At 68.0% G+C, this 23796-nt stretch carries 29 protein-coding genes; 21 read left to right on the top strand and 8 right to left on the bottom strand.

The annotated features are described in order from the left end of the window. Entirely contained in the window at positions 1-243 is a 243-nt protein-coding gene (locus tag Q1V88_RS04650) for a helix-turn-helix domain-containing protein (protein WP_300678524.1), read from the bottom strand. A gap of 194 nt (positions 244-437) precedes the next feature. On the opposite strand from Q1V88_RS04650, the gene Q1V88_RS04645 reads away from it, so the two are divergent. Together Q1V88_RS04645 and Q1V88_RS04640 are read left to right on the top strand one after the other, a co-directional pair. Further along, positions 438-1001: a hypothetical protein gene (locus tag Q1V88_RS04645; RefSeq protein WP_300678522.1), complete on the top strand. Its 564-nt coding sequence runs from the start codon at positions 438-440 to the stop codon at positions 999-1001. Continuing rightward, positions 1001-2254 (top strand): hypothetical protein, encoded by a 1254-nt coding sequence (locus Q1V88_RS04640; protein ID WP_300678520.1) that lies wholly within the window; start codon positions 1001-1003, stop codon positions 2252-2254. The genes Q1V88_RS04645 and Q1V88_RS04640 overlap by 1 nt, the downstream gene beginning before the upstream one ends. On the opposite strand, the gene Q1V88_RS04635 is transcribed toward Q1V88_RS04640, so the two are convergent. After that, positions 2217-3602 carry a hypothetical protein gene (locus Q1V88_RS04635; RefSeq protein WP_300678519.1) on the bottom strand — a complete coding sequence of 462 codons (1386 nt, stop codon included), beginning with the start codon at positions 3600-3602 and terminating at the stop codon, positions 2217-2219. The genes Q1V88_RS04640 and Q1V88_RS04635 overlap by 38 nt on opposite strands. Further along, positions 3599-3946: a hypothetical protein gene (locus tag Q1V88_RS04630; protein ID WP_300678517.1), complete on the bottom strand. Its 348-nt coding sequence runs from the start codon at positions 3944-3946 to the stop codon at positions 3599-3601. Before Q1V88_RS04630 ends, Q1V88_RS04635 begins: the two co-directional genes overlap by 4 nt. A gap of 87 nt (positions 3947-4033) precedes the next feature. Between Q1V88_RS04630 and Q1V88_RS04625 the strand changes: the two genes are divergently transcribed. Genes Q1V88_RS04625 through Q1V88_RS04615 form a run of 3 tightly spaced genes read left to right on the top strand, consistent with a single transcriptional unit; the run spans position 4034 to position 6064 of the window. Further along, complete coding sequence (locus tag Q1V88_RS04625) at positions 4034-5494, top strand: wax ester/triacylglycerol synthase family O-acyltransferase (protein WP_300678514.1); 1461 nt, start codon at positions 4034-4036, stop codon at positions 5492-5494. Further along, complete coding sequence (locus Q1V88_RS04620) at positions 5491-5817, top strand: hypothetical protein (protein ID WP_300678511.1); 327 nt, start codon at positions 5491-5493, stop codon at positions 5815-5817. The genes Q1V88_RS04625 and Q1V88_RS04620 overlap by 4 nt, the downstream gene beginning before the upstream one ends. Before the next feature lie 4 nt (positions 5818-5821). Further along, entirely contained in the window at positions 5822-6064 is a 243-nt protein-coding gene (locus tag Q1V88_RS04615) for a hypothetical protein (RefSeq protein WP_300678509.1), read from the top strand. On the opposite strand, the gene Q1V88_RS04610 is transcribed toward Q1V88_RS04615, so the two are convergent. Both Q1V88_RS04610 and Q1V88_RS04605 read right to left on the bottom strand, forming a co-directional pair. Then, positions 6009-6479 carry a DUF2505 domain-containing protein gene (locus Q1V88_RS04610; protein WP_300678507.1) on the bottom strand — a complete coding sequence of 157 codons (471 nt, stop codon included), beginning with the start codon at positions 6477-6479 and terminating at the stop codon, positions 6009-6011. The genes Q1V88_RS04615 and Q1V88_RS04610 overlap by 56 nt on opposite strands. A gap of 26 nt (positions 6480-6505) precedes the next feature. Then, on the bottom strand, positions 6506-7306 hold the full coding sequence (locus tag Q1V88_RS04605) for a Ku protein (protein ID WP_300678505.1): 801 nt from the start codon (positions 7304-7306) through the stop codon (positions 6506-6508). Between the two features lie 38 nt (positions 7307-7344). Between Q1V88_RS04605 and ligD the strand changes: the two genes are divergently transcribed. The 5 genes from ligD to Q1V88_RS04580 all read left to right on the top strand — a co-directional run bounded on the left by ligD (position 7345) and on the right by Q1V88_RS04580 (position 13304). Continuing rightward, positions 7345-8184, top strand: coding sequence for a non-homologous end-joining DNA ligase (gene ligD / locus Q1V88_RS04600; RefSeq protein WP_300678503.1), 840 nt, complete (start codon positions 7345-7347; stop codon positions 8182-8184). A 95-nt stretch (positions 8185-8279) separates the two neighbouring features. Next, the gene (locus Q1V88_RS04595; protein ID WP_300678500.1) at positions 8280-8969 is read left to right on the top strand and encodes a response regulator transcription factor; all 690 of its coding nucleotides are present in this window, start codon (positions 8280-8282) and stop codon (positions 8967-8969) included. Continuing rightward, positions 8962-10179, top strand: coding sequence for a HAMP domain-containing protein (locus Q1V88_RS04590; RefSeq protein ID WP_300678498.1), 1218 nt, complete (start codon positions 8962-8964; stop codon positions 10177-10179). Before Q1V88_RS04595 ends, Q1V88_RS04590 begins: the two co-directional genes overlap by 8 nt. A gap of 155 nt (positions 10180-10334) precedes the next feature. Further along, positions 10335-11213: an ATPase, T2SS/T4P/T4SS family gene (locus Q1V88_RS04585; RefSeq protein ID WP_300678496.1), complete on the top strand. Its 879-nt coding sequence runs from the start codon at positions 10335-10337 to the stop codon at positions 11211-11213. A 24-nt stretch (positions 11214-11237) separates the two neighbouring features. Then, positions 11238-13304 carry a hypothetical protein gene (locus Q1V88_RS04580; protein WP_300678493.1) on the top strand — a complete coding sequence of 689 codons (2067 nt, stop codon included), beginning with the start codon at positions 11238-11240 and terminating at the stop codon, positions 13302-13304. A 20-nt stretch (positions 13305-13324) separates the two neighbouring features. On the opposite strand, the gene Q1V88_RS04575 is transcribed toward Q1V88_RS04580, so the two are convergent. Both Q1V88_RS04575 and Q1V88_RS04570 read right to left on the bottom strand, forming a co-directional pair. Further along, positions 13325-14761 carry a hypothetical protein gene (locus Q1V88_RS04575; protein ID WP_300678490.1) on the bottom strand — a complete coding sequence of 479 codons (1437 nt, stop codon included), beginning with the start codon at positions 14759-14761 and terminating at the stop codon, positions 13325-13327. Positions 14762-14804: 43 nt separating this feature from the next. Beyond that, positions 14805-15794: an HNH endonuclease gene (locus Q1V88_RS04570; protein WP_300678487.1), complete on the bottom strand. Its 990-nt coding sequence runs from the start codon at positions 15792-15794 to the stop codon at positions 14805-14807. 117 nt (positions 15795-15911) lie between these two features. Between Q1V88_RS04570 and Q1V88_RS04565 the strand changes: the two genes are divergently transcribed. Further along, positions 15912-16823 (top strand): hypothetical protein, encoded by a 912-nt coding sequence (locus tag Q1V88_RS04565; RefSeq protein ID WP_300678485.1) that lies wholly within the window; start codon positions 15912-15914, stop codon positions 16821-16823. 26 nt (positions 16824-16849) lie between these two features. After that, positions 16850-17206: a nucleotide pyrophosphohydrolase gene (locus Q1V88_RS04560; RefSeq protein ID WP_300678483.1), complete on the top strand. Its 357-nt coding sequence runs from the start codon at positions 16850-16852 to the stop codon at positions 17204-17206. Here the strand turns inward: Q1V88_RS04560 and Q1V88_RS04555 are convergent. After that, on the bottom strand, positions 17203-18009 hold the full coding sequence (locus Q1V88_RS04555) for a hypothetical protein (protein ID WP_300678480.1): 807 nt from the start codon (positions 18007-18009) through the stop codon (positions 17203-17205). The two genes, Q1V88_RS04560 and Q1V88_RS04555, sit on opposite strands and share 4 nt — an antisense overlap. Before the next feature lie 203 nt (positions 18010-18212). Between Q1V88_RS04555 and Q1V88_RS04550 the strand changes: the two genes are divergently transcribed. From Q1V88_RS04550 to Q1V88_RS04510, 9 genes are all read left to right on the top strand, one after another. After that, positions 18213-18446 (top strand): hypothetical protein, encoded by a 234-nt coding sequence (locus Q1V88_RS04550; protein WP_300678478.1) that lies wholly within the window; start codon positions 18213-18215, stop codon positions 18444-18446. A 623-nt stretch (positions 18447-19069) separates the two neighbouring features. Continuing rightward, positions 19070-19348, top strand: coding sequence for a hypothetical protein (locus Q1V88_RS04545; protein ID WP_300678475.1), 279 nt, complete (start codon positions 19070-19072; stop codon positions 19346-19348). A gap of 3 nt (positions 19349-19351) precedes the next feature. Beyond that, a complete protein-coding gene (locus Q1V88_RS04540; protein ID WP_300678472.1) occupies positions 19352-20665 on the top strand; it encodes an AAA family ATPase in 1314 nt (437 codons plus the stop codon). Beyond that, positions 20662-20883, top strand: a complete 222-nt coding sequence (locus tag Q1V88_RS04535) for a hypothetical protein (RefSeq protein ID WP_300678469.1) — start codon at positions 20662-20664, stop codon at positions 20881-20883. Before Q1V88_RS04540 ends, Q1V88_RS04535 begins: the two co-directional genes overlap by 4 nt. Before the next feature lie 67 nt (positions 20884-20950). Continuing rightward, positions 20951-21274, top strand: coding sequence for a hypothetical protein (locus Q1V88_RS04530; RefSeq protein WP_300678466.1), 324 nt, complete (start codon positions 20951-20953; stop codon positions 21272-21274). Beyond that, entirely contained in the window at positions 21274-21615 is a 342-nt protein-coding gene (locus Q1V88_RS04525; protein ID WP_300678463.1) for an HNH endonuclease signature motif containing protein, read from the top strand. Before Q1V88_RS04530 ends, Q1V88_RS04525 begins: the two co-directional genes overlap by 1 nt. After that, entirely contained in the window at positions 21612-22175 is a 564-nt protein-coding gene (locus Q1V88_RS04520) for a hypothetical protein (RefSeq protein WP_300678460.1), read from the top strand. The genes Q1V88_RS04525 and Q1V88_RS04520 overlap by 4 nt, the downstream gene beginning before the upstream one ends. 120 nt (positions 22176-22295) lie before the next feature. Next, entirely contained in the window at positions 22296-23369 is a 1074-nt protein-coding gene (locus tag Q1V88_RS04515) for a hypothetical protein (protein ID WP_300678458.1), read from the top strand. Next, positions 23366-23617 carry a hypothetical protein gene (locus Q1V88_RS04510; RefSeq protein WP_300678455.1) on the top strand — a complete coding sequence of 84 codons (252 nt, stop codon included), beginning with the start codon at positions 23366-23368 and terminating at the stop codon, positions 23615-23617. The genes Q1V88_RS04515 and Q1V88_RS04510 overlap by 4 nt, the downstream gene beginning before the upstream one ends. Positions 23618-23796 lie beyond the last annotated feature (179 nt).

Raw genomic sequence — 23796 nt, 5'->3', positions numbered from 1 at the left:
TCACTCCGCAGCGTCGGCGTCGGCCTCGGCGAACGGGTGGGTGTCGACGAACTCCCGGGTCTCGGTGTAGAGCCCCTGGATGAACTCCTCCAGCTTGGTCGCCTCGACCCGCCACTGGCCGCGGCCGCCGAGCTTGATCGCCGGCAGCTCGCCGCGCCGCACCAGGGCGTAGACCTGGGCGCTGGAGGTGTTGAGGACCTCCGCGACGTCGGCGAGGGTCAGGAAGCGGGGAGTCCCTGGCATGGGGACCATGTAACCACTTCGAGCCAACCTCCCGGCGTGGGCCTGTGGAAAAACCCGAACTCGCTGACAGGCAGCGGATCGGCGTTCATGATGTCGGCGTGACGAGAAATCTCGGGCTTGTCGCGACGCCTGGAGCTCCCCTGGCGACTCGCGCGTCACGCGCCGGCTGGCGTGACCCCCGACTCTGGGTGGGAGTGGCGGTCGTGGCCGTCTCGGTGATCCTCGGTGCACGGCTGCTGGCCGACAGCGACGATCGGGTGCTGGTCTCGGTCGCCTCGGGCGACATCGCGGCCGGCACCGCGCTGGCCGACGTCGACCTCGACAGCACCGAGGTGGCGGTCTCCGACCGGGTCGCGGCGACCCTGATCGGGCCGGGCAGCGACCTGGGTGACGGGCTGGTCTTCGCCCAGCCGGTCCGGGCCGGGGAGCTGGTGCCACGCTCGGCACTGAGCCCCGCCACCGCGACCGGACTGGTGCAGGTGCCGATCTCCGTCGACCCCGACCAGGTCCCGCCCTCGGTCGGCCCCGGTGGCGTGGTCGACGTCTACGTGCTCGAGCGCGGTGCCCGGCTCGGGGCCGCGGCCGAGCCGGCGCTGGCGGCGGCCAGCGTCGTGGAGGCTTCGGCGGCCGACTCGGCGATGGTCTCCACCGGAAAGCGACAGCTCGTCGTCGCGGTCCCCGACGAGGACGCGCAGGCGTTCTTCGCAGCCCTCGGTGCCGCCGACCAGCCCACCGTGACCGTCGTACGGCGGCAGTGATGCGTCGGGGCATCCTGGTGCTCGCGGCCGGAGCGGGCTGGGAGTCCGAGGCGCTGGCACTGCTCGAGGGCGAGGCCCGCACCGTCGTGCTGCGCCGGTGCGTCGACGTCGACGACCTGCTCGCCTCGGTGACCCTGGGCCAGGCCGACGGCGCGCTGGTCAGCCTCGACGCGCCGGGCCTGGACACCGACGCCGTCGCCCAGCTGGGCAGGGCGGGGGTGCTGGTGGTGGCCGTCGCGGCCGGACCGTCGGAGGCGGCCCAGGTCCGCGCCCAGCGGATCGGGATCGGGCTGGTGCTCGACGACGGTGCGCTGGGGAGGCTGCCCGACCTGCTCGCGCACGGCCCGACAGCCCGCCAGGATGAGCGCGATCACCGCGCTCCCGGTGAGGAGGCCCCCGAAACCCTCCCGCCGACCGCAGAGTCCTCAGCGCAGGAGAGCACGTGCCGGGTGCTGGCGGTGTGCGGCGCCCGCGGGGCGCCCGGCGCCTCCACCGTCGCGCTGGCCACGGCCGCCACGCTGGCCGCCGCGGGGGAGCGCGTCACCCTGATCGACGCCGACCCGCTCGGCGGCTCACTCGGACAGCAGCTCGGCGTCCTCGACGAGGTCTCCGGGCTGCTCGCGGTGGGACGGCTGGCGGCCTCGGGCCGGATCGCCGAGGGCTGGCAGAACGCGGCCCGGACGGTGGCGCCCGGCTGGCAGGTGCTCACCGGGGTGCCACGTCCCGACCGCTGGCGTGAGGTGCCCGAGGGGGCGCTGAGCACCCTGGTCGAGGCCGCCTCGGGGTGGGGCTGGGTGGTGGTCGACGTCGGCACCGACACTCGGAGCGAGGTGCTCGACCTCGCCGACGAGGTGGTCCTCGTCGGGCTGCCCGACCCGGTCGGTCTGGGCCGAGCCTGCCGGTCGCTGGCCGACCTGGAGGAGCACGGCGTGAGCGGCGTACGGGTGGCGCTCAATCGGTGGCGGGACTCGCTCGGCACGCGCGAGGAGGTCGAGGGGGTGCTGCGTCAGGTCGGTGCCCCGACGTCGGTGCACCTGCTGCCTGAGGACACCGCCGCCGCGGACCGGGCGCTGCTTGCGCAACGCTCCGTGGTCCAGGTCGTGGGCAGCTCGGCGCTGACCCACGCGCTGCTGGGCCTGGGCCACGCACAGACGCCCGCCCTGACCCCGGCGGTGAGGCCGAGGAGGGCGGGCGCCGTCGCCCTGATGCCGGGGCTCAGGAGGAGAACAGCAGGTACAAGCCACCGGCGGTGAAGGCGACCATCGCGAAGAGCAGTGGCAGCTGACCGGTGAGCTGGTGGCGTTTGGGCAGCACCGCGATCGAGCGGTCGTGCGCGGCGATCACGCCGAGCACGTGGCCGATCACGACCGCGGAGACCTTGATCACCGCCAGCAGCGTCGGGTGGTAGGCGAACCAGTAGCTCACCGACCAGTCGCCGGTGCCGAACCAGTTCGATCCGTCGGAGAACGGGTCGCTGACCTTGATCAGGGTCGCCTTGCCGCCCTCGAGCAGGTAGGTGAGGTAGTGCGCGACGACGTACGCCACGATGATCGGCAGGATCGAGTGCGCGAACGTCGCCGGCAGCGAGCGTCGTGAGCGCTCCGGGCCGACCCCGGTCGCCATCGTCGCGCCGACGAAGATCAGGCCGACCAGCACACACATGCCGAGCAGGCCGGCGAAGTTCACCAGCGTCGGCGCCCAGCTGTGGGCGTTGATGAAGTCGTTGCTCTGGAAGAACTTCACCCAGGTCGGCGAGTCCTTGAACGAGTCGAACCCGGTCGACCCGAAGAGCACCGCCGCCACCGCCACCAGGCCCGGACGCGGCACCACCGTGGCGAGGTTCGCCAGCGGCGAGCGGAGCCAGAGCCGACCGTCGTGGCGACCCCAGATCGACAGCTTCGCGACCAGGGAGCTGTACACCTCGAACGGGTCGGCGCGGGCGTAGAAGACGTTGCCCCACAAGGCGCCGCCGACCAGCATCACCGCAACGTAGACCGCACACCACAGCCGGACCGGGCCGAGCTCGGTGGAGTTGGGGTAGACCAGCTCCATCCAGACGAACGCGAACAGCCCGAGCGCGGCGGGCCAGTGACCGAGCCACTCGGGGTAGCGGTACAGGCCGTGCTCGGGGTCGTTGCCGGTGAGCTTGGACAGGCCGGCGTTGATCGTGCGGACCGGGCTGATCGCCTTCCAGACCGGACCGAAGAAGAGGGAGAGCGGGACCAGGCCCACCCACCACCAGATGTAGTAGATGCCGAAGAACGGGTTGGTCAGCAGGTCCTTGCCGAAGACCGCGACCATCACCGTGTAGGCGAAGATCGCGAAGCCGACGACCCGCCACAGCACCTTCCACGTCGTCGAGGCGACGACGGCCGAGAGCAGCAGCGGGGCGGGCCGGCCGCGAGCGGCGTTCGCCGGGCCGTCGTACCGCGGAGTGCGCCAGGCCAGCGCCAGCACCGAGAAGGAGAGCACCAGGGCCGCGACCGCACCGGCGATCGCGAGCTCCCGCGGGATCGGGAGGTCGCGCGCACCACCGATGCCGTGCGCGGCCATGCCGCCGGGGACGGCCGTGATCACGGCCGCCGCGAGCGCCGAGCTCACTGGACCTGGAGCTGGACGATGGTCTTGTTCAGGCTGTGCGACTCCACTTCGATCACACCGGCCCGGTCGAAGCTGCCGACCTCGAGGATGGTGGTCCCCTTGTTGTAGGTCAGCTCCTTCTCGGGGTCGGAGTGGACGTGGATCTCGCCCTCGGAGTCCGAGGTGACGACGAACTGGATGGGTTGACCGATCTTCACACTGACACGGTCCCCGTTCGGGGTGATTGAGTTCCCCTCGACGTTGATAGTGATCTTCTTGACCGCGTCGGTGGCGGCCGTCCCGCCACCGTCGGAGGAGCCTCCGCAGGCGGACAGGCTGAACAGCGCGGTCAGCGCCGCGAGCATGACAACGATCCGTCGCAACACTCTGTCAGAATCGCATGTGAGTCTGAGAGGGGACCAAGAGCCCCCAGAGAGTTGGAGGTCGCGCACATGGGGGACCGCCTCACGCCTCGGGATCTGACCTTCCTCGTCGAGGAGCGCCCGTCAGCCCCGCGGCACAACGCCACGGTCGAGATCTTCGAGCCCGGACCCGAGGGATTCCGGTACGACGACCTCGTCGCGCTCGTCGAGGATCGGCTCTCGTTCGTGCCGCGCTACCGGCAGAAGCTCCGGTTCATGCCCGGCGGGGTGGCCAACCCGGTCTGGGTGGACGACCCCGCCTTCGACATCAGCTACCACGTCCGGCTCTCGGCTCTGCCGCGTCCGGGCTCGGCCGAGGAGCTCGAGGACCTGGTCGGGCGGATCGTCGCCCGGCCCCTGGACCGGCAGCGGCCGCTGTGGGAGATGTACCTGATCGAGGGCGTCGACGGCGGTGAGAGCGGACGGTTCGCGATCCTGACCAAGTCCCACCAGGCGCTCGTCGACGGTGTCGAGACGATCGACCTGGGTCACCTCCTGCTCGACCTCAAGCCCGACGTCGACCTGCTCGGCGAGGACGTCGGCCACGCCCCACCCAGCGCCCGCCCGACCGCGATGCGGATGCTGCTCGGCGTCGCCCACGACGCCCTCACCGACCCGCACATGGTGCTGGAGACGGTCAGCTCCCGGGGCCTGGTGCTGGCCCGCGCCGTCAACCGGGCCGCCCGGCTCAGCCGCGGCCAGGAGCGCATCACGCCGCTGACCGGCCGGCTCTCCCAGCAGCGTCGCTTCGTCGGCGTCGACACCCCGCTGGCCGACCTACGTCGGGTCCGGTCCGTCCACGGCGGCACCGTCAACGACGTCATCCTGGCCGTGATCGCCGGAGCACTGCGCTCGTGGCTGATGAGCCGGACCGAGTCCGTCGGCGGTCTGCGCCAGCTCCGTGCCGTGGTGCCGGTCGCGGTGATCGACGAGAACGAGGAGGCCACCTCGCTCGGCTCCCAGATCGCCGTCCACGTCGTCGACCTGCCGGTGGGCGAGGCCAGCCCGGTGGTGCGGCTGCACCAGGTGTCGTGGTCCTTCGAGTCCCACCAGGAGGCAGGTCGCGGGGTGCCCGCCTCCCGGCTGGCCGGGATCACCGGCTTCGCGCCGACCACCTTCCACGCGGTCGGCAACCGGGCCGCTGCGGCCCGCCCCGACGACTCCTACCACCTGGTCGTGACCAACGTGCCGGGCCCGCAGACACCGCTGTACGCCGCCAGTGCCCGTATGGTGGCGACCTATCCGGTGCCGCCGCTGACACCGGGCCATGCGCTGACCATCGGGGTGACGTCGTACGACGGCACTGTGTATCTCGGGATCAACACCGACCGTGACCTGATCCCCGACACCGAGACGCTGCGGCAGTGCTTCGTCGAGGCCATCGACGAGCTGGTCGACAGTGCCTCGGGGACGCGGCAGCGGGCGCCGCGCGGCCGCGCACCGGGCACCACCAGCGACACCCCCTCGACACAGACAGGCAGCGATTCGTGAGGCTCTACCTTCCCGCCACCCTCGAGCTGCTCGCCCAGTGGCACGCCGCCGGCGAGGTCGCCGCGACCGAGGACGCCTTCGAGGCGCCCGACGACACCGAGGAGGGCGAGTACGCCGCCCTGATGAGCGCCGCCGATGCCTCGGCAGCGCTCGGTGGCCGCGGCGGTCGACGGGTGGTGCTGGTCCTGGACGGTGCGCTCTCGCCCTACCCGGTGACGAGTTGGGCCGCGGTCCACGCCGACGTCAGCGACCGCGGTGCCGACGCCGATCCCGACGAGGACCTGGGCTGGTTCGCGATTCCGGAGATCCCGGACCTACTCTGAGGGCGTGATCGCGCAGCTCGTCCTCTGGCACCTCGGCGCCCTGCATCCGATGGAGAAGGGCCTCACGCTGGGGCTGGCGTTCGGCCCGTTCCTGATCCTGTTCGTGGTGATCGCGGTCCGGCGGCGTCAGGACCAGGCTGCCGAGTCCGCTGCCGAGCGCGCCACGGGGGAGCAGGCCGACGCCGCCGAGGTCAGTGGCTCTGGAGCCACTCCTGACCAGCCTGGGACTCCTTCGCCAAGGCCTTGAGCAGCAGCTCGCGGATCATCGCCTCGACCTTGCCGCCCACCAGCGGCACCTTGGCGGAGATCTCCAGCATCACCCGCTGAGTGGTGGTGCCGTCGGACTCGGTCAGGGTGAAGGTCCCGGTCGCACCGCCCGGCTTGCCCGGCACCGTGATCTCGACGGTCGCGTTGGTCGGGCTCCACTGCTCACGCTGCACGATGGTCAGGCTCTCGCCGACCAGCTTGCGGGCGAAGGAGGGCACCTTGTCGGTGGCCTGGGCGTACTCGACCTTGACCAGGTCTCCGCTGATGTCGACGGTGCTCGTGACGGCGTGCTGGGCCTCGCACACCTGGATGCGGAACGCCGGGTCGAGCAGCATCGCCCGTACGTCGGCGAGCGGGGCGGGGTAGGTCCACGAGTGCGTGAGCGACGTCGTCATAGCCCCATCATGCCGGGTCGCTCGGCTCAGCCCGTGGCTGCCTCTCCCCGATGGGCCTTGGCGTCGGCGACGGACTTCTGCAGCGCCGCGAGCAGGTCGACGACCTGTGCGGTGGGCTCGGTGGTGACCTCGGGCCTGGTGATCTCGCCGCCCTCGATCTTGCGCTGCACCAGGTCGTGCACGGCGGTGGCGTAGTCGTCCTCGAACTCGCTGGGCTCGAAGTCGCCCGAGAGCGTCTCGACCAGCAGGTGGGCCATCTGCACCTCGGCGTCGCTGACCTCGCCCTCGGCGTCGCTCAGCAGGGCGAAGGACGGGGTCCGGATCTCGTCGGGCCACATCAGGGTCTGGAGCGCGATCACGTCGTCGTACACGCGCAGGAGGGCGATGGTGGTGCGCTGGCGCAGGGCGACGGTCACGACGGCGACCCGGTCGGTGTCGCGCAGCGCCTCGCGCAGCAGCCGGTAGGGCTTGACCGCGGTGGTGTCAGGCTCGAGGTAGTAGGACTTCTCGAACATCAGCGGGTCGATCTGCTCGCGCGGCACGAACCGCTGCACGGCGATCTCGCGGCTCGACGTCGAGGGCAGCGAGGCCATGTCCGAGTCGGTCAGGATGACCATCTCGCCGTCCTCGGTCTCGTACCCCTTGGCGATCTCGGAGTAGGCCACCTCCTCGCCGTCCAGGGAGCAGGTCCGCTGGTACTTGATCCGACCTCCGTCGGCGGCATGGACCTGCCGGAAGGAGAGGTCGTGGGACTCCGTCGCCGAGTAGAGCCGGACCGGCACGTTGACCAGACCGAACGAGACGGCGCCCTTCCAGATCGCTCGCATTGCTCCATCATGCCGTCTGGGGCGTCAGGATGGGACCCATGCGTGTCGATGTCGGCGGTCGGGTGCTCACGCTGAGCAACCTGGACAAGGTGCTGTACCCGCGTACGGGCACGACCAAGGCCGAGGTGCTCGACTACTACGCCCGGGTGGCGCCGCGGATCCTGCCGCAGCTGCGCGAGCGCGCCGTGACCCGGGTGCGGTGGCCCGACGGGGTCAGTGGGCAGAGCTTCTTCGAGAAGAACGTGCCCTCGCACGCTCCCTCGTGGCTGCGCACCGTGCAGGTCGGCCGGACCCGGTTCCCCCTGATCGACGACGTCGCCGGGCTGACCTGGATGGCGAACAGCGCCGCGCTGGAGCTCCACTCCCACCAGTGGCGGGTCGCCGCCGACGGTACGCCGGACGCCGCCGACCGACTGGTCGTGGACCTGGACCCGGGGGAGCCGGCCGGGCTGCCCGAGTGTGCCCAGGTCGCACTGGCGGTCCGGACGCTGGTCGGCGGCCTGGGTCTGGAGGCGTACCCGGTCGCCAGCGGCAGCAAGGGGATGCACCTCTACGTTCCGCTGCCGACCCCGGTGCCGGATCCGTCCGGGGTGGCCCGCCAGATCGCCGAGCAGATCACCGCAGCGCTGCCGGCTTTGGTGGTCACCTCGATGGCCAAGCAGCGTCGCAGCGGGAAGGTCTTCTTCGACTGGTCGCAGAACAACGCCTCCAAGACCACGGTGACACCGTGGTCGCTGCGCGGTCGGGATCGTCCGATGGTGGCGATGCCGCTGACCTGGGACGAGGTCGAGGCCGGGGCCGAGGACCCGCTCGCGATCGAGCAGGTCTCCCTGGCCGAGGCCCTGCGTCGGCTCGACCAGGCACCGGAGGTGCCCTGACCTGCGCTGACCTGCGCTGTTCTCCTGCGAGGGGTGCTGGAGCGCGGTGGACGCGGGAACGTCACGATGCCGCAGGTGTCGCTTACCATTCCGACATGGCTCATACGGTGCTTGTCGTCGAGGACGAGGAGGACATCGCGTTCCCCCTCGTCCGCACCCTGGAGCGCGAGGGGTACACGGTCACGTGGGTCGACAGTGGGACGAAGGCGCTCGAGGAGCTCGGCGCCCGTCCCACCGACGTGCTGATCCTCGATCTCGGGCTGCCGGACATGGATGGACTCGACGTGTGTCGCACCGCTCGGGAGAGCGGCTACGACGGCGCGATCATGATCGTCACCGCCAGAGCAGGTGAGCTCGACCGGGTGGTCGGGCTGGACTACGGCGCCGACGACTACCTGTCCAAGCCGTTCGGTCTGGCCGAGCTCCAGGCCCGGGTGCGTGCGCTGCTGCGTCGTACCGGCAGCAACGGCTCCGACGGCCTGCCCGAGGGCGCCCTGCGGATCGACGTCGGCGCGCGCCGGGTGCACACCGGCTCGACCGAGGTGGCGCTGACCGGCAAGGAGTTCGACGTGCTCGCGGTGCTCGCCGCGCAGCGCGACAAGGTCGTCTCCCGGGACCGGCTGATGGCCGAGGCCTGGGACGAGAACTGGTTCGGATCGACCAAGACGCTCGACGTGACGATCGGGCGTCTTCGTCAGAAGCTGGAGAGTGCGGGAGTGACCGACAAGGTCGTCGCCGTGCGTGGAGTCGGTTTCCGCCTGGAGGGCGGAAACCGGGATGCGTAGACGCCTCACCCTCAGCTTCGTCCTCCTCGCCCTGCTGCTGTGGGGCGTCGTCTTCGCGCTGCGCTCGATCTCGCTGACCTCCTCGGTCACCGATCGCGAGCGCGAGGAGGTCCACCAGGCCGCGACCAGCATCGCGGCGGCGGTCCGGGTGCAGGCCGCGGCCGGCGGTGAGGTGACGCCGTCGTTCCTGGACAGCTTCCGTGCCGACGACCAGATGGTCAGGCTGCGGTGGCGCTCGGGGGCGACGGTGGTGAGCAAGGGCAAGGCCTTCGAGGGCAGCCCGGACCCGAGCCTGTCCAACGACATCTGGTCGGCGATGGAGCTGTCCAACGGCTATGTGATCGTCAGCCAGGCCCGCACCGTGGTCGGCGAGATCGTCTTCAAGGACCCGTGGCTGGTGGTGCTCTCCTTCCTCGGCCTCGGTGCTGCGGCCGCGCTCAGCGGCTCGCTGGTGGCCCGTGCGCTGGCCTCGCCGTTCCGCAAGCTCGCTCAGGCCGCCGGAGCGTTGGGCCGGGGGCGGTTCGACCTGGACCTGCCGCGCTCGCGGATGCCGGAGGTGCAGGCGATCGCGGCGGCGTTGAAGACGTCGGCCTCCCAGCTCCAGGACCGGATCAGCCAGGAGCAGTCGTTCGCCGAGCATGCCTCCCATGTCCTGCGTACGCCGCTGACCTCGCTGCGTCTGGAGCTCGACGACCTGGCCATGACCGAGTCGATCCCCGACCATGTCCGTGACGCCCTGGACCGATGCGTGCAACGGATCAACGCCCTGGACGTGGTCACCGGCGAGCTGGTCGAGCTGGCCCGGCAGACCTCACGGGTGCCGGGGGCCGAGATCACGGTCGCGGAGCTCGTCACGGGCTGTTCGCAGCGCTGGGCCGACGAGCTGGCGCACCATGACCGGGAGCTGGGGCTGTCGACCGAGGGGGATCTGGACGTGCTGTGCACGCCGGGCCCGCTGGAGCACCTGCACGAGCTGTTGCTGGTCGATGTGCTGCATCGGTCCCGTGGCGACGTACGGCTGGGGGTGGTGGCCGACGGTCGGGCGTTGCGGATCTCGATCACCTCGGACCATCCGGCGCGGATCCGGGGGACGGTCCGGGGTCCGGGGTCGACGTTCCTGCAGGCGCGTGCGGTGGTGACGGCGTTGGGTGGTCGGATGGAGGGCGATCAGTTCGACACCGGGGTGAACCTGCTGATTCCGCGTCGTTAGCGCGGTTTGTGTCGGGAATCTTGTGACGGTGGTGACAAGTTTCCGAATTGCTTGATCGGCGTCTCTCCACAGGGGGTCAAAAGTCCTCTGGCCGTGTTCCGTGTGGATGCCTACTCTCCGGTGGCAGTGGCTCCACTCGGGAAGGGGTTCCGGTCATGGTGGCTGGGCTGGCACTGTCGTTGGTCGACACGCTCGACGCCTCCGTGCGCGATCGCGTACGTCGTGAGGGCGTCGATCCGCAGCTGGATCATGCTCTGGTCCGCAGGATCGCCGAGGCGGTGGTGCGTGACCACGACCAGCGGGCGATGACCGGTGCGGTGGCGTCGGTGCCCGATGCTGCCGAGGTGGTGGCCGAGCTGGTCGCCCGCGTGGCGGGGTTCGGGCCGTTGCAGACCTTCCTCGACGACGAGTCCGTGGAGGAGATCTGGATCAACGGTCCCGATCGGGTCTTCATCGCGCGGGCCGGGCGGCACGAGCTGACCAACGTGATGCTGAGCCCGGACCAGGTCGAGGAGCTGGTCGAGCGGATGCTGAAGTCCTCGGGCCGCCGCGTCGACCTGTCCCAGCCGTTCGTGGACGCGATGCTGCCCGGTGGGCACCGGCTGCACGTGGTGCTGGAGGGGATCAGCCGCGGGTTCGCGGCGATCAACATCCGCAAGTTCGTGGTGCGCGCGGCGCGGCTGCGGGACCTGGTCGAGCTGGGGTCGCTCACGCCCTCGGCAGCGGAGTTCTTGGAGGCGTGCGTCAGGGCCGGTCTCAACATCGTGGTGGCCGGGGCGACCCAGGCCGGCAAGACCACGATGCTCAACTGTCTGGCCGCCGCGGTGCCCGGCGGCGAGCGGGTGGTCAGCGCCGAGGAGGTCTGGGAGCTGCGGTTCCCGCATCCGGACTGGGTAGCGCTGCAGTGCCGCCAGGCCGGGCTCGAGGGCACCGGCGAGGTCACCCTGCGCGACCTGGTCAAGGAGTCGCTGCGGACACAAATGGCTAGTTCTCGCATCATGAACACTGGTGGTGCGTGGCTGGCTGAGGCTTGAGTTGGATGCCCCTAGGATTCTTCCGTGACGGGCGGCGGCGCAGCGACCAACTCGGGTATCGACTTCCAGCATCGGGTTGGCGCATTGGCGTTGGTCGTGATGGCAACCGACATTGTCGATCTCAGCCTGGTCGGACTGGGCGGTGTGGAGGAACGCCCATCCGAGGCTCGGTTCGAGACCGCCGACGGCATCGACGACATCGTCCTGATAGTCCCGGGAGGCAGGGTTCTGATTCAGGCCAAGAACACGCTGTCTCTGTCGACGGGCGAAGACTCCGAGTTCGCGAAGGTGATCCGCCAGTTCGTGCGACAGTCCCGCGACGGCAGCAGTGGGGACGATCGGTATGTCCTGGCCGTTTCGCCCGGCGCCTCCAGCAAGATCCGATTGGACCTCAAGAAGCTCTGTGAGTCGATCCGGCTGAACGAAAGCGGTAGGGATAAGAATCCGCTCACGAAGAACGAGCGCGACGTACTGGACGTCGTGAACGCGCATATCGATCGCGAGTTCACGAGTCTCACTGGCGCCGCCTGCGACGAAGGAACGCGCACGGCACTGCTTCGCAAGATGCATGTTGAGACGCTCGACCTGGCAGACGGTGGCGTAACTGAGCGGCTAGCGGTGACAGCGCTGGCGCCTGTGGCGCTCACCGACCCGATGCTGTTGTGGCGCAACCTCGTGGCAATCTGCCTGGGCCTGGCTCGAGGAAGACTCTCGATCGACCTCGGAGGTCTGCAGTCCCGAGTGGGGGCGCTCATCACGATGCGGTCCGGAGAACAGGTGGGTGGCCCGGACACCCCAGAGACGTTTCGCATTCAAGTTGAGCAGATGGGCGACGTGTCGATGGGAAGGGAAGTCCTGCTCGTCCACGACGAAGAGTTGGACAAGACAATCCTTGCTGACGTCCGCCGGTTTGATGACTCCGGAGATAGGCGGATCAAGTTTGTCGACGGCTACGTGGAGTTAGCCAACGGCGTCAGATGGAAGGTTCTCCGTCGAACAGCGACGTACCGCGGGATGGAGCGTGAGATCGAGGACGGCCTGCTGACCGAGGATCACGAAGTCATCATGATGCCCGGAAAGTTTGACGATCCTGAGGCGGATCCGGTGGTGCGGGCGCACGCCGACGCATTCCGCCGCGCGGTACACGAGAACGCCGACTTTCTGACTTGCCTGGTTTGCGGACGCCAGGTCTCGGAGCATTCCGCTTACACGGTCGAGATCGATGAAGATACACATCCCTACGAAGCCGGTGTGGTCCATCGCGACTGCTTGAGGCCAACTCATCGCATTTTGGGAGTGATCGGAAGCGAAGGCCTTGCCGAGCATCCCTTACTCACTGACTTCGACTTTCGAACCTGGATCAAGCAACTCAGGAGCGGACAAGGCTTGTTCAACTCCGCTCGCGATGGCCGCCGCCTATCGGGCGTGACCCCGATCGCTTGGAACCCGGACAACTCCTCGCGAGAGACCGGTGGCTATGGCGTCGCATACGACCTGGATGACGGGAGCACTCGATACGTCCTGGTACGCGGCAGAGTGCATCGCGCGTCGCGAGCTCAGGCAGAGCGGGAAGCGGCTGAGATGAACGCGAGCATCGAGCGCGCAAAGGAAGCGGGCGACCCCTTCTGCGCGGATGAGCATGGCTTCGGAAACTACTCCCACATGGTCTCGGCTGAGACTCCCAACCCTCCGAAGGTCGTCTCGGCCTCGGCGCGAGAAATCACACGCGCAACGGTGGCTGCGCACAGCACTGTCGAAAACTTCTACGCCCCGCTCGTCTGTTTGGCAGATCGCGAGAGCGGCTCCATGTATGCCATCGGTGATGCCGTGGTCCTATTGACCGACCCGCTGCGGCTCGATGCGTTCCTCGAGAACTGGCGACAAGCGGGGTTCGATTTCGACGCTCCGGCCACAGTAATCTTGGCTGAGGATCGCGATTTCGATCTGTTTGTGCGCGAGGCCGAGGAAGAGTCGATGATCGTCGTGATCGACCCCTTGTTTGACGCCGAGGGAAACCCGATCGCCGGATACCGAGTCACCAATATGAAGTCGCTAGTGGCGAAGGCAGCCGCCGATGGAACCGCCGAATGAAGACTTGGAGCCCCTGTCCTTCACGTACCGCCGTTCGTAAGTTTGGACGCTGAGAGTGGACGGCGGGCGTCGACCGCCATGTAGCGGAGCGCCTTACCGACATCCGATGCGCACTGTTTCACGCGGTCGGGAAGTTCCTTCATCCTGTCCTCACTCGCCTTGTTGTTGCGATAGCGAATAGCGAGAAACCATCCCTCGTTCGCTTGGTCCGACACCAAGTAGCTCGGCAACTGTTGCTCAAGGCCGTTCCAGAACTTGCCGTTATGCGCCTTCTTGATCTCAATCAGCAGGCGCTTGGATGAACCAGACGAGATCTTGAAGTCGACAGGTCCGCGACCGAGGTCGACTTCGCGATCAACCTCCACATCGAAGAGTCGCAGGTAGTGCTGCGCCATGGCGACGAACATCAACTGAGCGGCACTCTCAGGCTTTTCGGTTCCGTCCGAGTTCCAGAGCATCTGCCAGCCGCCCTGTTGCTCCAAGAAGTGCTTGTACTTCTCGAGAACTTCCCGGACGAGGTCAGACAACTCTGCCTGCGTCTTGGGGATCTCGAAACCCTGAAGAGCATGCATCATGGCGAAGGCCACCGGCGGTCCGTCGAAGTTGGCCACGCCCTTGGGGTCATCCTCGAAGTCGTAGCCCGACAGATCGCTACGACTGGTCTGTTGCCGTGCCCAGTCTCTGACGCGCTCGGGACGTCGTCGTGCGAACTCGACGATGTGGCGCTTCGCGACGTGTTGGCCGACCTTCAGGTTCAACTGAGTCCTGATGTCGTCGTTCAACCCGCTGTCGAACCAATCGTCCGCGTTCAGGACAGGAAGATCGTTAAGCAGCCTGCGGGGGAGGAGGAGGATCGGATCCCCGGTCTCGGGATTGCTTGGCAGGTCGGCCATGACGTCGAGCCAGCGATTCTGTTTGATGTCGAAGCCAGCGCGCCGAATCTTGAACGTCTCGGTGGGCAGGCCGTGCCGCTGTACGACCTGCTGGGTGTAGGCGATGAACTCGGCCTTCAGGACGTTGCAGGCAGCGTCAGAAATGCGGTCTGCGCCGAATCCTTCGTTCAGGATGCCAATCTCCTCGATGTGCTCAGGTTGCGTGAGACCGGCGGCGATGGAAACAGCGATTCCGTCTGCGATCTGACCCGCCTGTCCGCCGCCTGATCCCGAGCCTCGTGTTCCGCTCTTGGTGTACCCCAGACCGAACTCGTAGGGCTCTGGGAACGTGAGAACGGACCGAGCGGTCCTAGCTGAAAGCGAGTTCGGTCCGCTGGCCTTGGCCACCAGCGTGTAGGCATGAGCGAAGTGCTTCACCAACCTGGCGTGTTGCTTCTTCCAATGACCACCGGCGGCGAGCAGCAGGAACGGGTCCAGGAAGAGGGCTGTGTCGATGGTGAGGTGCGGATCAAACCAGTCGTCCGCGTCTGTGAGGGTGATGCCAAACGCCTCTGAGAAGCGCATCCGTTCTCCTGTCAGTCCTCGTGGCCAGCTTGCGAATGAGCTTCTATGGTTTGGGGTCGGATTTCCTCGCGCGCAACTCCGCTGGCGTAATGATGGGCCGGTGCCTGTGCAGCACTCGATGGCACGTAGGGCAGACCAGAGCAAGATCACTCATCGTCGTGACGCTCTCGCCGATCTTGTGGAGGGGCACGACGTGGTGGACGTCGATGACGCCCTCGACGCCGTAGGCCTCCGATGACTCGAAGTCGCAGACTTCGCAGGCGAGGCGACCCGTCTTCCTGAGCACGGCCGCCTTCTTCTTGGCCACTAGCTTTCGGTCCCGCTCGTAGCGCCGGTGCTCTCGGAACAGGATGCGCCCCTCGGCAGCCTCGTACTCTTCGTCCTCGCCGGTGTCTGCCGGTGCGTCGTCCGTCTCGCCCCGCGCACGGATGAGGGCGACTGCCTGGGCAAGCTCGTCGGGTCGGTGTGCCCAGTCCTGCCAGACTGACCGATCTCCGGCGGCGCCGTGGCCCATCCCCTTGCCCTCGTGGTTGGGGTCGATGGATGAGAAGTTGTGGAGTTTGAGCGCGACACCGGAGGGGTTCCGGAAGCGCGGCACTGCGCGAATCTCTTCCGGGAAGATCCGAAGTGATCGGAGCTCTGCGCTGAGGTCAGTGACAACCTTCGTGGTGGCGCTGTAAGAGATCTGGCCGTGCGTGCGCAGGTAGAGGTCGAGAGCCAGCATCAACTCATCGACGGACCAGTCCGGGAGGTTCACAGGGCGAGTGACCAAGAAGCCGAGCTTCTCGAGCCGGTTTGCGACCGTGCTGTCTCCACCGGAGAAGTCGCCAGCGCTCAGGAGCTCACCGTGCTGGTAGCGGTGCGCGACGCCTGTGATGGCCTTCGAGTCGTAGCGCTTGCCGTCGAGCTCGATGAAGTAGTCCCTGGCCGGGTGGAAGCCGTACTCCTCGAGGAACGCGTCCCGCCCTCGCTCGTCGAACTCGGCCATCGCCTTGCGTACTGCATCAGGGTCGGTCAGGTCCGCGAGCGCCATAGGTGGAACCTAACCACCCATTCTCCGTCATTTGCCTGGAATGCGCGGAACAGCTCGTGTTTCGCCAGAGCGTGATAGGTAGTGGTTTCGGTTTGACGTAAGGAGAACGGGGACTTCATGCCGAACGTGTTCGCTGTGTACGTGGCCGCCAGCGAGGTGGGTCAGCGCAATCTCGAGGCGGGTCTGCGGAACCTCGTGTGGGGATGGCGGGACTCGGTGCTGGACAGGAAGGACCACCGCCAGATTGTGAGCCAGATCCGGCCAGGCGATCTCCTCATCATGGGGACCCAAGGTCCAAACCCTCGGGTGGCCGAGGGTGGTTGGGACACGGCCCGTCTGGGCCGCGCGCTCTTCCTGCGATTCACCTCATCGCTGCATCAAGGGCAGACCCCGGTATGGCCGGATGAGATCGATGCTCGTGCGGTCCTGTACCCCAACAGGGTCGCCTTCGAGGTGCTGTACGAGGTGCGCGCACCAGAGGTCGTCACCCTGGAGCCCGCTGTATTGGAGGCCCTCCGCTGGTCGGCGAACACCCAAGGCAGTGCCGTGCTCGTTGACCTTGCCGACGATCGCGCGCCGCAGATCTCGATCGTCGAGCAAGACGGCCCCGACGACGGACAACTCGATCACACGGGAGAGTTCGACGCCCTGGCCCAGGTGCTCGTCCGTCGTGAGCAGCGCAAGCTCCGCGCCCGGAAGTTCGGGGATCGGACGGAACTCACCTGCGCGGTGTGCAGCAAGACGTATCCCGCCCGACTCGTGCGAGCAGCCCACATCAAGCGACGCTCTGCCTGCACGCCCGATGAGCTTCGGGATCTGAACAACGTTATGCCTGCTTGCGCTCTTGGGTGCGACGAGATGTTCGAGCACGGCTTCCTCGCTGTCGACGACACGGGGCAGGTCGTCGCACACCGCCCTTCCACCGGTGACCTTGCGTCCGCTGTAGGCGACCTCGCCGGTCGGCGGTGCTCTGCGCACGACAACGCCTCGCGAGGCTACTTCGCCTGGCATCTGGCCAGCCACAACTAGCCGATCAACTCGAATACGCTCGCCACGTGGACCACGATCTCGAACATCTGGCAGCCCGAGTGCGGGACTTCGCGGATCGGCGCGACTGGGGCCAGTTTCATAGCCCGAGGAACCTCGTTCTCGCCTTGGTTGGTGAAGTCGGTGAGCTGGCGGCCGAGGTCCAGTGGCTCACCGACGACGAGGTCGTGGCGGCCCTAACGAAAGCGGAGTCCCGCTCGCGAATTGAAGACGAGCTCGCGGACGTTCTGATCTACCTCACCCGGCTTGCTGATCAGTGCGACATCGACCTCGTGGCGGCTGCCCACGCCAAGGTCAACCGGAATGAGGAGCGCTACCCCGAGAGCAAGGCCAAGGGCGTGGCTACTAAGTACACGGACATCTAGTCGCTGTCGCCCGCCAACCGTGCCCAGGCCACGGCTCGACGCAGCTCGAACTCTGCATCGGCCAGGTGTCGGCGGTCCTCGTTCATCCTGGCATGCAAGCGCTCGCGCCGATCGTCGATGACGTCGGACCCGAGGAATCGTTCAGCCTGGTAGGCCTTTGAATTCCTGAAAAGAGTAGCGGCGATCGACGCGATGGCTGCAGGGTCGTCCGTGCCGTCTGGACCCATCCGTCGCGCATGGACTTGTTCTGCGGTGAGCCCTGCCCGCTCCAGCGCCTCTGTTACGCCCGGCGCCCATGCGCCACCACGCAGGGGATCGTAAACGAAGTCCACGTGCAGCCTCAGGCGCCGGTAGAGACCGCGTCGCCGGTACTCGGGGCGGGTCCACGCGAAGTCGCTGACCGGCTGTTCGAGACCGGGCAGGAAGGTCAGAAAATACAGGGCGGCCGCCTCGCTTGAGTCCGGATCGAGTAGCCCCACGGTGATGGCATGAGGCGCGGCCCGCCAGCCATTGAGAATCGGTGACTGTTGCCCAGCGTCCAGAGGCCATCCCTCGTACAACGGCAGGCCAGGCTCGCGCATCGCCGCACCTTCAGCGACGTGCGCTCGAAACGCTGGACCGACCAACGCCGCGACGCGACAGGCATCCTCGGTGTTGTCCACCTGTGAGTTGTCATGTGTCACCAACGTGAAGTCGGAAGCTTCGGCCCCGGACGGGCGCACGGGATCAACAAGCCTGTCGAGGTCGAGAACGACCTCAGCCGGTTCGTGTACCTGCGGTGCCCGCATGTCTCGCTCTGCCATGGCCCTCAACTCTCGGTTCGCTGCCCGGTCTGTAGACGCTCGCGACTTCGGGACGCAAGCCTCGCCCCAAAGTCATCGCGCCAGCCGAATCCCAGGTAGGCCATCCGCCACGGTGGAGAGGCGCCTCGCCATTTCGGCGACGCCCTGACCGATTGCTTTCATCGGGCCTCTAAGCGCGCCGGGCGCTGGATAGCCTCAGGGCCATGGGAACCATCGACAGCGCCACCATCACGTTGACCTGCCCTGGGTGCGGGCTCACGGAGTCCGACCGCATACTCGACAAGGGCAATGGGTGGAGTGGCTCCCACTGGCAGCGGCCGACCTTCAAGAAGTTCCATGCCACCGTCACCGGTAGCGAGAAGACAGACTTCGACGTCTCCGGAACGTGCCCAACGTGCAAGGTCTCGGCCGACGTGGACACTCGCTACGGCACCTGAGCCGCACGCCGAGGCGGTGGGGGTCCCCTCGAGCTCGGCGCCAACCCCAGCCGGTCGCAATAACCACCCTGGCCCTGTACGGGTTCCAACGTTTGTCAGCTACCTGGTTGAGAACCAGCCTGGGGGCCGCCTGGGGCCGTTTACGCCCACCATCACGGCGTCGTCGGTGGCCCTCGACCTGGCCCGCCCTCGCCCTCAAACATCGAAGTGTGCGAAGTGTGCGGAAGTGTGCGAAGGCCTCTGGTCCGCACGCTTGGCAGTGAAGTGTGCGAGTGTGCGACAGCGTACGGAGTACGCACGCTCCGCACGGTTCACGCCCCCAGCGGCCGGACGGTTTCAGGTCTGGAAGTGTGCGGGGTTCTTGATCCCTCCCCGATCCCGGCGGCGACGGTGCTGTGGTCCGCCCTGGCGCCCTCGCTCGCTTGGTCCGTGTAAACGACCGGTGCCTACACCCACATGACGGGGCGCCAGACTTTCTTGGCCTCATCTGCACTTCGAGCCTTCGAGCTCAGTAATCTTGTTAGCAGTGAAGGAGCAAGGTCTCCTCCACCCGCTCGATTCCCATCCGGGACCTTCAGCAGCGGTGACTCAGATTGCCTGTCACCCAACTGGAGGTAACCCCCGTGATCGACCGCAGCAAGTGCCGCCAACTCCCCGACGGAACCGACCTGATCGGCACCCTCGGCGCCGCACACGAGTACAAGACCACTCCGCCCGCCTTCATCGAGGCCGCCAAGAAGGCTGGCCTCAAGCGCTACGCCACCCGCACCGTTCGCGGCCAGGTCGCGCACCTGTGGGAGGTCGACGCCGTCGAGGAGCTGGCCCGCCAGCGCTTCGCGAACTCGCTCGTCGTCGAGACCGACGACATCGTCGAGGCCCCGTACGAGTCCGAGGGCAACTGACCCATGGACACCGCTCTCGCAAACGAGAACGGCGCCACCCCGGCACAGGGTGACGCCAACGCTCTCGCGCTCTCAAGTCTACTTGGCGACGTCGACACTTCTGGTGCGTCGCCGTGGGAGCCCGAGGACGCCGACGAGATGGAGCGTCGGCGCCATGAACGCAACCGCCTCCGGGACCTGCAGTGGGAGGCTGACCAGCGGAGGCTCAAGCAGGCCGAGGAGAAGGCCGCCAAGGAGCAGAAGGCCGAGGAGGCCCGCAAGGCCTTCATCGAGCGGGAGGTGAAGCACGCTCGGCTGCAGGCCGAGGCCAAGGCCGCCATCGCCGCCGACAAGGCCGGATCGCTCGACTTGCCGGAGATCCCGACGCTGGCCGAGTTCCTGACCGCCGACTTCGACACCCCCAAGTACGTCGTCGGCGACCTCTGGCCCGCCGGTGGCCGCGTCGTGTTCGCCGCCTACCAGAAGTCCGGCAAGTCGACGACGACCCACAACCTCGTCGCCGCCCTGGCCGACGGCAAGCCGTTCCTGGGCGAGTTCGACATCGAGCGTCCGCACAAGGTGGCGCTGCTCGACGCCGAGCTCCCGCAGCAGACCTTGCAGGAGTGGCTGCGCGACCAGGCCATCGAGAACGCCGAGAACGTCCTGCCGATCTCGCTGCGTGGTCGCGAGGCGGCGTTCAACATCCTGGACGACGCGACCCGCGCGCGCTGGGCCGAGACCCTGGCTGGCCTCGACGTGGACGTCCTGATCCTGGACTGCCTGAGCCCGATGCTGACCGCGTTCGGCCTCGATGAGGACGGCGCCGCACGGCCCTTCCTCGACGCCCTCGGCGTGCTCTGCGAGGAGGCCGGGATCGCCAACCTGCTCGTCGTCCACCACATGGGCCACGGTGCGAACCGTGCTCGCGGTGACTCCCGCATCCAGGACTGGCCCGACGCCAACTGGAAGCAGGAGCGTGTAAACGCTCGCAAGGAGGACTCGCCCCGGGTCTTCTCGGCGTTCGGCCGCGACGTCAGCGTGGGCGAATCCCGGCTGGACTTCGACGCCCACACCCGCAAGGCGGCCATCGCCCTCGCCACCGGCTCGCGCAAGGACGTGAAGATCGCGGCGGCCGTGGATGACGTGGTCTGCTTCGTCACGGAGAACCCCGGTGCGTCGGTGCGCGGCATCCAAGACGGACTCAAGGAGTCGGGCCACGCTCGCGACCGCATCCGCGACGCGATCAAGCAGGCCATCGAGGACGGCTACGTCGAGGCCCGGCCCCACGAGGGTCGCGGTGGCGGCCTGCGCCACTTCGCCGTCGAGGACGAGTCATGACGTGCTGGTGCTGCGGCCAGTGGCTGCACCTCGAGGAGTGGACGGGCGAGGTCCCGGAGTTCTGCCCGGCGTGTGGTGAGCCGACGTCCGGCCGCGACGACAACAACCTCCACGGCGGCTGCGGCGACGACGAGTGCTCGTTGCACACGGGCCACTGCCTGCTCGAGGAGCCCCGCTACCGGCCCGACGAGTGCGACTACTGCCGGGAGGCGCTGTGACCACCCTCCTCCTCGCCGCGCTCCTCGGGGCATGGCTCTACATCCTGTTCAACGGAAGGACCAACCCGTGACCGACCAGCCCTACGAGATCGTCCGGCGCGGCTACCCGACCATCGACAGGCCGCCCGCGCCGCCCACCGGTGACGAGTTCGCCAACGCCCGGATCATCATCAACAGCGCCCGTCTCGTGCTGCCCCCTGGCATGCCGAGCCCGAAGCTCACGATGACCGACACCGCCGAGGACCGGCGCATCCTGGCGGCCTTCCTCCGCGAGCACGGGGTGCCGACGCCGGACTTCGTGCCCGTCGTCTACGGCTGGCTGGACTGCTACACGGGACTCCTCGCCAACCCAGCCCACGAGCCCGGCGCCGACGGTCGGCGGTTCTCCTGATGGCCTCCGGAAAGTGGGCCGACAGCGACAGGCGCTCCCGGCTCCCGGGTGACTGGGAGACGCGCCGGGCGGCCGTCAAGCAGCGCGCCGGTGGACGGTGCGAGGCCTCGCTACCTCGCACCGGTGCTCGCTGCCCGCACCCCGGCACCGACTGCGACCACATCGAGGCGGGCGACAACCACGACCTGTCGAACCTGCAGTGGCTCTGCCGCCATCACCACAAGCAGAAGACGAGCGGCGAGGCCATCGCGGGCCGCGCCGCCAAGAAGGCCAACCCCCGCCGGAGCCGCCGCACCGAGCAGCACCCCGGACTCATCAAGCGATCCCAGGAGGAAGCATGACCATCACCGCCAACACCGCCGAGCGCGAGCGCTTCATGGGCGTTGCTCCGAAGACCCGCCCCGCTCGCATCGAGAGCCTTGTCGTCGAGGGCCGCGTCCGGGTTGCCCGGGTGCTCTGCTCCTTCTGCGGGAAGACCCACGAGCACGTCGTCCCCGAGGACATCCTCGACATGGCACCTCTGGTCCGCACGGCGAAGTGCAAGGGCAGCCCTGAGTACCGGCTCATCCTCCCGGGCGACTGGACGGACGAGCACGAGCTCCAGAGCCAGGGCTCGCGCCCGAAGACCGCCGGACCTCGCGAGTACGTCCGCAAGCCGCTCGACGGCACGATGCTGGGCGGCCTCCTGGTCCTCTGCGACGGGCCGGACCTGATCCGTCAGGACACCGTGCGGGGCAAGAAGCGGCGCCGCATCTTCGGGCGCTGTGGGTGCGGCAACGTCGTCCTGGTCGAGGTCCAGTCCAAGGCCCAGTCCTGCGGCTGCAAGCGCGGCCACGCCACCGACGACACGGCGCAGTACGAGGCCTGGGTCGCCAGCCAGAGGCAGACCGTCAAGGCCTGACCTACCGGACATTCGAGTCCGACAACGACTTACGGAAGGAGAGGCACATTGAGCCCGGCCACGAGGCGCCGGGACGCCCAGAACAGGTCGCCAAGTGGAGCGGCCGGAAAGCAGGACATCGTGACCAACATCCTGATCGGCGGCCAGACCGCCATCGAGGAGGGCGACGAGCGCATCGTCCGCACGTACACCCCCTCCGTCCAGGAGACCGCCGAGGAGCAGGCCGACGAGGCCCCCGACAAGGCGCCGATCTCCGACACCGAGCGCCAGCGTCTCGACACCGCGACCGAGTCCACCTTCCAGAGCGTGTTCGAGGACGGCCAGCAGGCCCACGGCGACCGCGCCGCCGAGTACGTCGTGCCTGGCGAGTGGGTCAGCCCCGCCGTGAAGCAGCGCCGCAAGCAGGCGATGCTCCTCCCGCCGTTCGGCCAGATCAAGGATCTGAGCGAGCGCCTGTCCTTCGTCACGCAGTTCGACGGGATGCCCAAGCACGTCGCCGAACTCGCCCAGAAGGCCCGTCTCGCGATCGGCGCCGCCACTGAGGCCCACGAAAGCGCGAGGCACCCCGACAACCGCCGGTACGCCGTCGGCACGGCCGCCAAGGACTCTGTCGTCCTGGCGATTGCCGAGGCCACCGCCGCCTTCGGTGCGTTCCAGGCCGCCGTCGATGAGTCGGTGGACGAGTGGTTCGACGGTCTGACCGCGAGCGTCGACAAGCAGCGGGCGGATGCCCTCAAGGCACTCCGCGCTGCAGAGAAGGCCTACTCCGCCTTCCGCTCGACCGTGAGCGCCGCCAACATGCTCGCGATCGAGACCGGGCGCTGGGACAAGTCCTGGCACTCCTCGACGATCCGGGAGCACGACCTGGACGTCCCCACGTCGTCGATCCGGGACGCGATCGGATTCCTCGAGGGTGACGACGACTTCGCCTCTGGTGCGTTCCTGACGGCCGACTACGGCGACTCGATCCCGCCGCACACCCTGGCGAAGCTCAAGCGCGGCGCCGAGGTCTCTGGTGGTGGCTCGTACGCCCAGCAGGTCTACCTCCGCGCCGTCAGCCCGACGGACTTCGAGGCTCGCCTCGCGGTCGAGACCAAGCACCTCATCCCGTTCCTCAACTCGGCCCCGACGGCTCCCGACCAGGCGGCTCCGGGCGAGAACGTGGCCGGTCGCAGCACCGGCGGCCCCCAGTGACCGTCGCGGCCGAGGCCGACGTGGCCCACGAGGAGTTCAAGCGCCGGATGCAGGCTCTCGAGGTCGAGGTCGCCACGTTCGTACGCGAGACGATCACCCGCGACCTCCCGGACGTGATCGACGTCCTGGCCGAGCCTCAGGCCTGGGTGCCCTACAACACCCGCGCCTTCGCCCGCTGGTTCACCGTGGCCCTCCGGAGCCAGGCCGACCGGCTCGTGGACGTCCAGCCCACCGGAGCGGCTGGATAGGTCCGGCTCCTAGGCTGGCGTGCCAGACCGGACCAAGAGAGGCCCCATCGAGTTTCGCTCGGCGGGGCCTCTCGCCGTCCCTTCGCTGTCACAATGGTGTTGTGCCCCTCGATATGGCGTAGGGGCGCACCGGCACCGGCTCCTATTGTCAGGGTTTGGTCGGCCCGGAAACGCAGAAG

The organism is Nocardioides sp. (assembly GCF_030150155.1).
GTDB lineage: Bacteria > Actinomycetota > Actinomycetes > Propionibacteriales > Nocardioidaceae > Nocardioides.
Note: the sequence above shows the minus strand (reverse complement) of the source record. Positions and strands in the feature narration are given on the sequence as shown.

Coding starts and splice junctions, on each gene's coding strand:
- Q1V88_RS04650 (WP_300678524.1), bottom strand. CDS start 243: ATGCCAGGGACTCCCCGCTTCCTGACCCTCGCCGACGTCGCGGAGGTC.
- Q1V88_RS04640 (WP_300678520.1), top strand. CDS start 1,001: ATGCGTCGGGGCATCCTGGTGCTCGCGGCCGGAGCGGGCTGGGAGTCC.
- Q1V88_RS04630 (WP_300678517.1), bottom strand. CDS start 3,946: ATGCTCGCGGCGCTGACCGCGCTGTTCAGCCTGTCCGCCTGCGGAGGC.
- Q1V88_RS04625 (WP_300678514.1), top strand. CDS start 4,034: ATGGGGGACCGCCTCACGCCTCGGGATCTGACCTTCCTCGTCGAGGAG.
- Q1V88_RS04610 (WP_300678507.1), bottom strand. CDS start 6,479: ATGACGACGTCGCTCACGCACTCGTGGACCTACCCCGCCCCGCTCGCC.
- Q1V88_RS04605 (WP_300678505.1), bottom strand. CDS start 7,306: ATGCGAGCGATCTGGAAGGGCGCCGTCTCGTTCGGTCTGGTCAACGTG.
- ligD (WP_300678503.1), top strand. CDS start 7,345: ATGCGTGTCGATGTCGGCGGTCGGGTGCTCACGCTGAGCAACCTGGAC.
- Q1V88_RS04595 (WP_300678500.1), top strand. CDS start 8,280: ATGGCTCATACGGTGCTTGTCGTCGAGGACGAGGAGGACATCGCGTTC.
- Q1V88_RS04590 (WP_300678498.1), top strand. CDS start 8,962: ATGCGTAGACGCCTCACCCTCAGCTTCGTCCTCCTCGCCCTGCTGCTG.
- Q1V88_RS04585 (WP_300678496.1), top strand. CDS start 10,335: ATGGTGGCTGGGCTGGCACTGTCGTTGGTCGACACGCTCGACGCCTCC.
- Q1V88_RS04575 (WP_300678490.1), bottom strand. CDS start 14,761: ATGCGCTTCTCAGAGGCGTTTGGCATCACCCTCACAGACGCGGACGAC.
- Q1V88_RS04570 (WP_300678487.1), bottom strand. CDS start 15,794: ATGGCGCTCGCGGACCTGACCGACCCTGATGCAGTACGCAAGGCGATG.
- Q1V88_RS04565 (WP_300678485.1), top strand. CDS start 15,912: ATGCCGAACGTGTTCGCTGTGTACGTGGCCGCCAGCGAGGTGGGTCAG.
- Q1V88_RS04555 (WP_300678480.1), bottom strand. CDS start 18,009: ATGGCAGAGCGAGACATGCGGGCACCGCAGGTACACGAACCGGCTGAG.
- Q1V88_RS04550 (WP_300678478.1), top strand. CDS start 18,213: ATGGGAACCATCGACAGCGCCACCATCACGTTGACCTGCCCTGGGTGC.
- Q1V88_RS04540 (WP_300678472.1), top strand. CDS start 19,352: ATGGACACCGCTCTCGCAAACGAGAACGGCGCCACCCCGGCACAGGGT.
- Q1V88_RS04535 (WP_300678469.1), top strand. CDS start 20,662: ATGACGTGCTGGTGCTGCGGCCAGTGGCTGCACCTCGAGGAGTGGACG.
- Q1V88_RS04525 (WP_300678463.1), top strand. CDS start 21,274: ATGGCCTCCGGAAAGTGGGCCGACAGCGACAGGCGCTCCCGGCTCCCG.
- Q1V88_RS04520 (WP_300678460.1), top strand. CDS start 21,612: ATGACCATCACCGCCAACACCGCCGAGCGCGAGCGCTTCATGGGCGTT.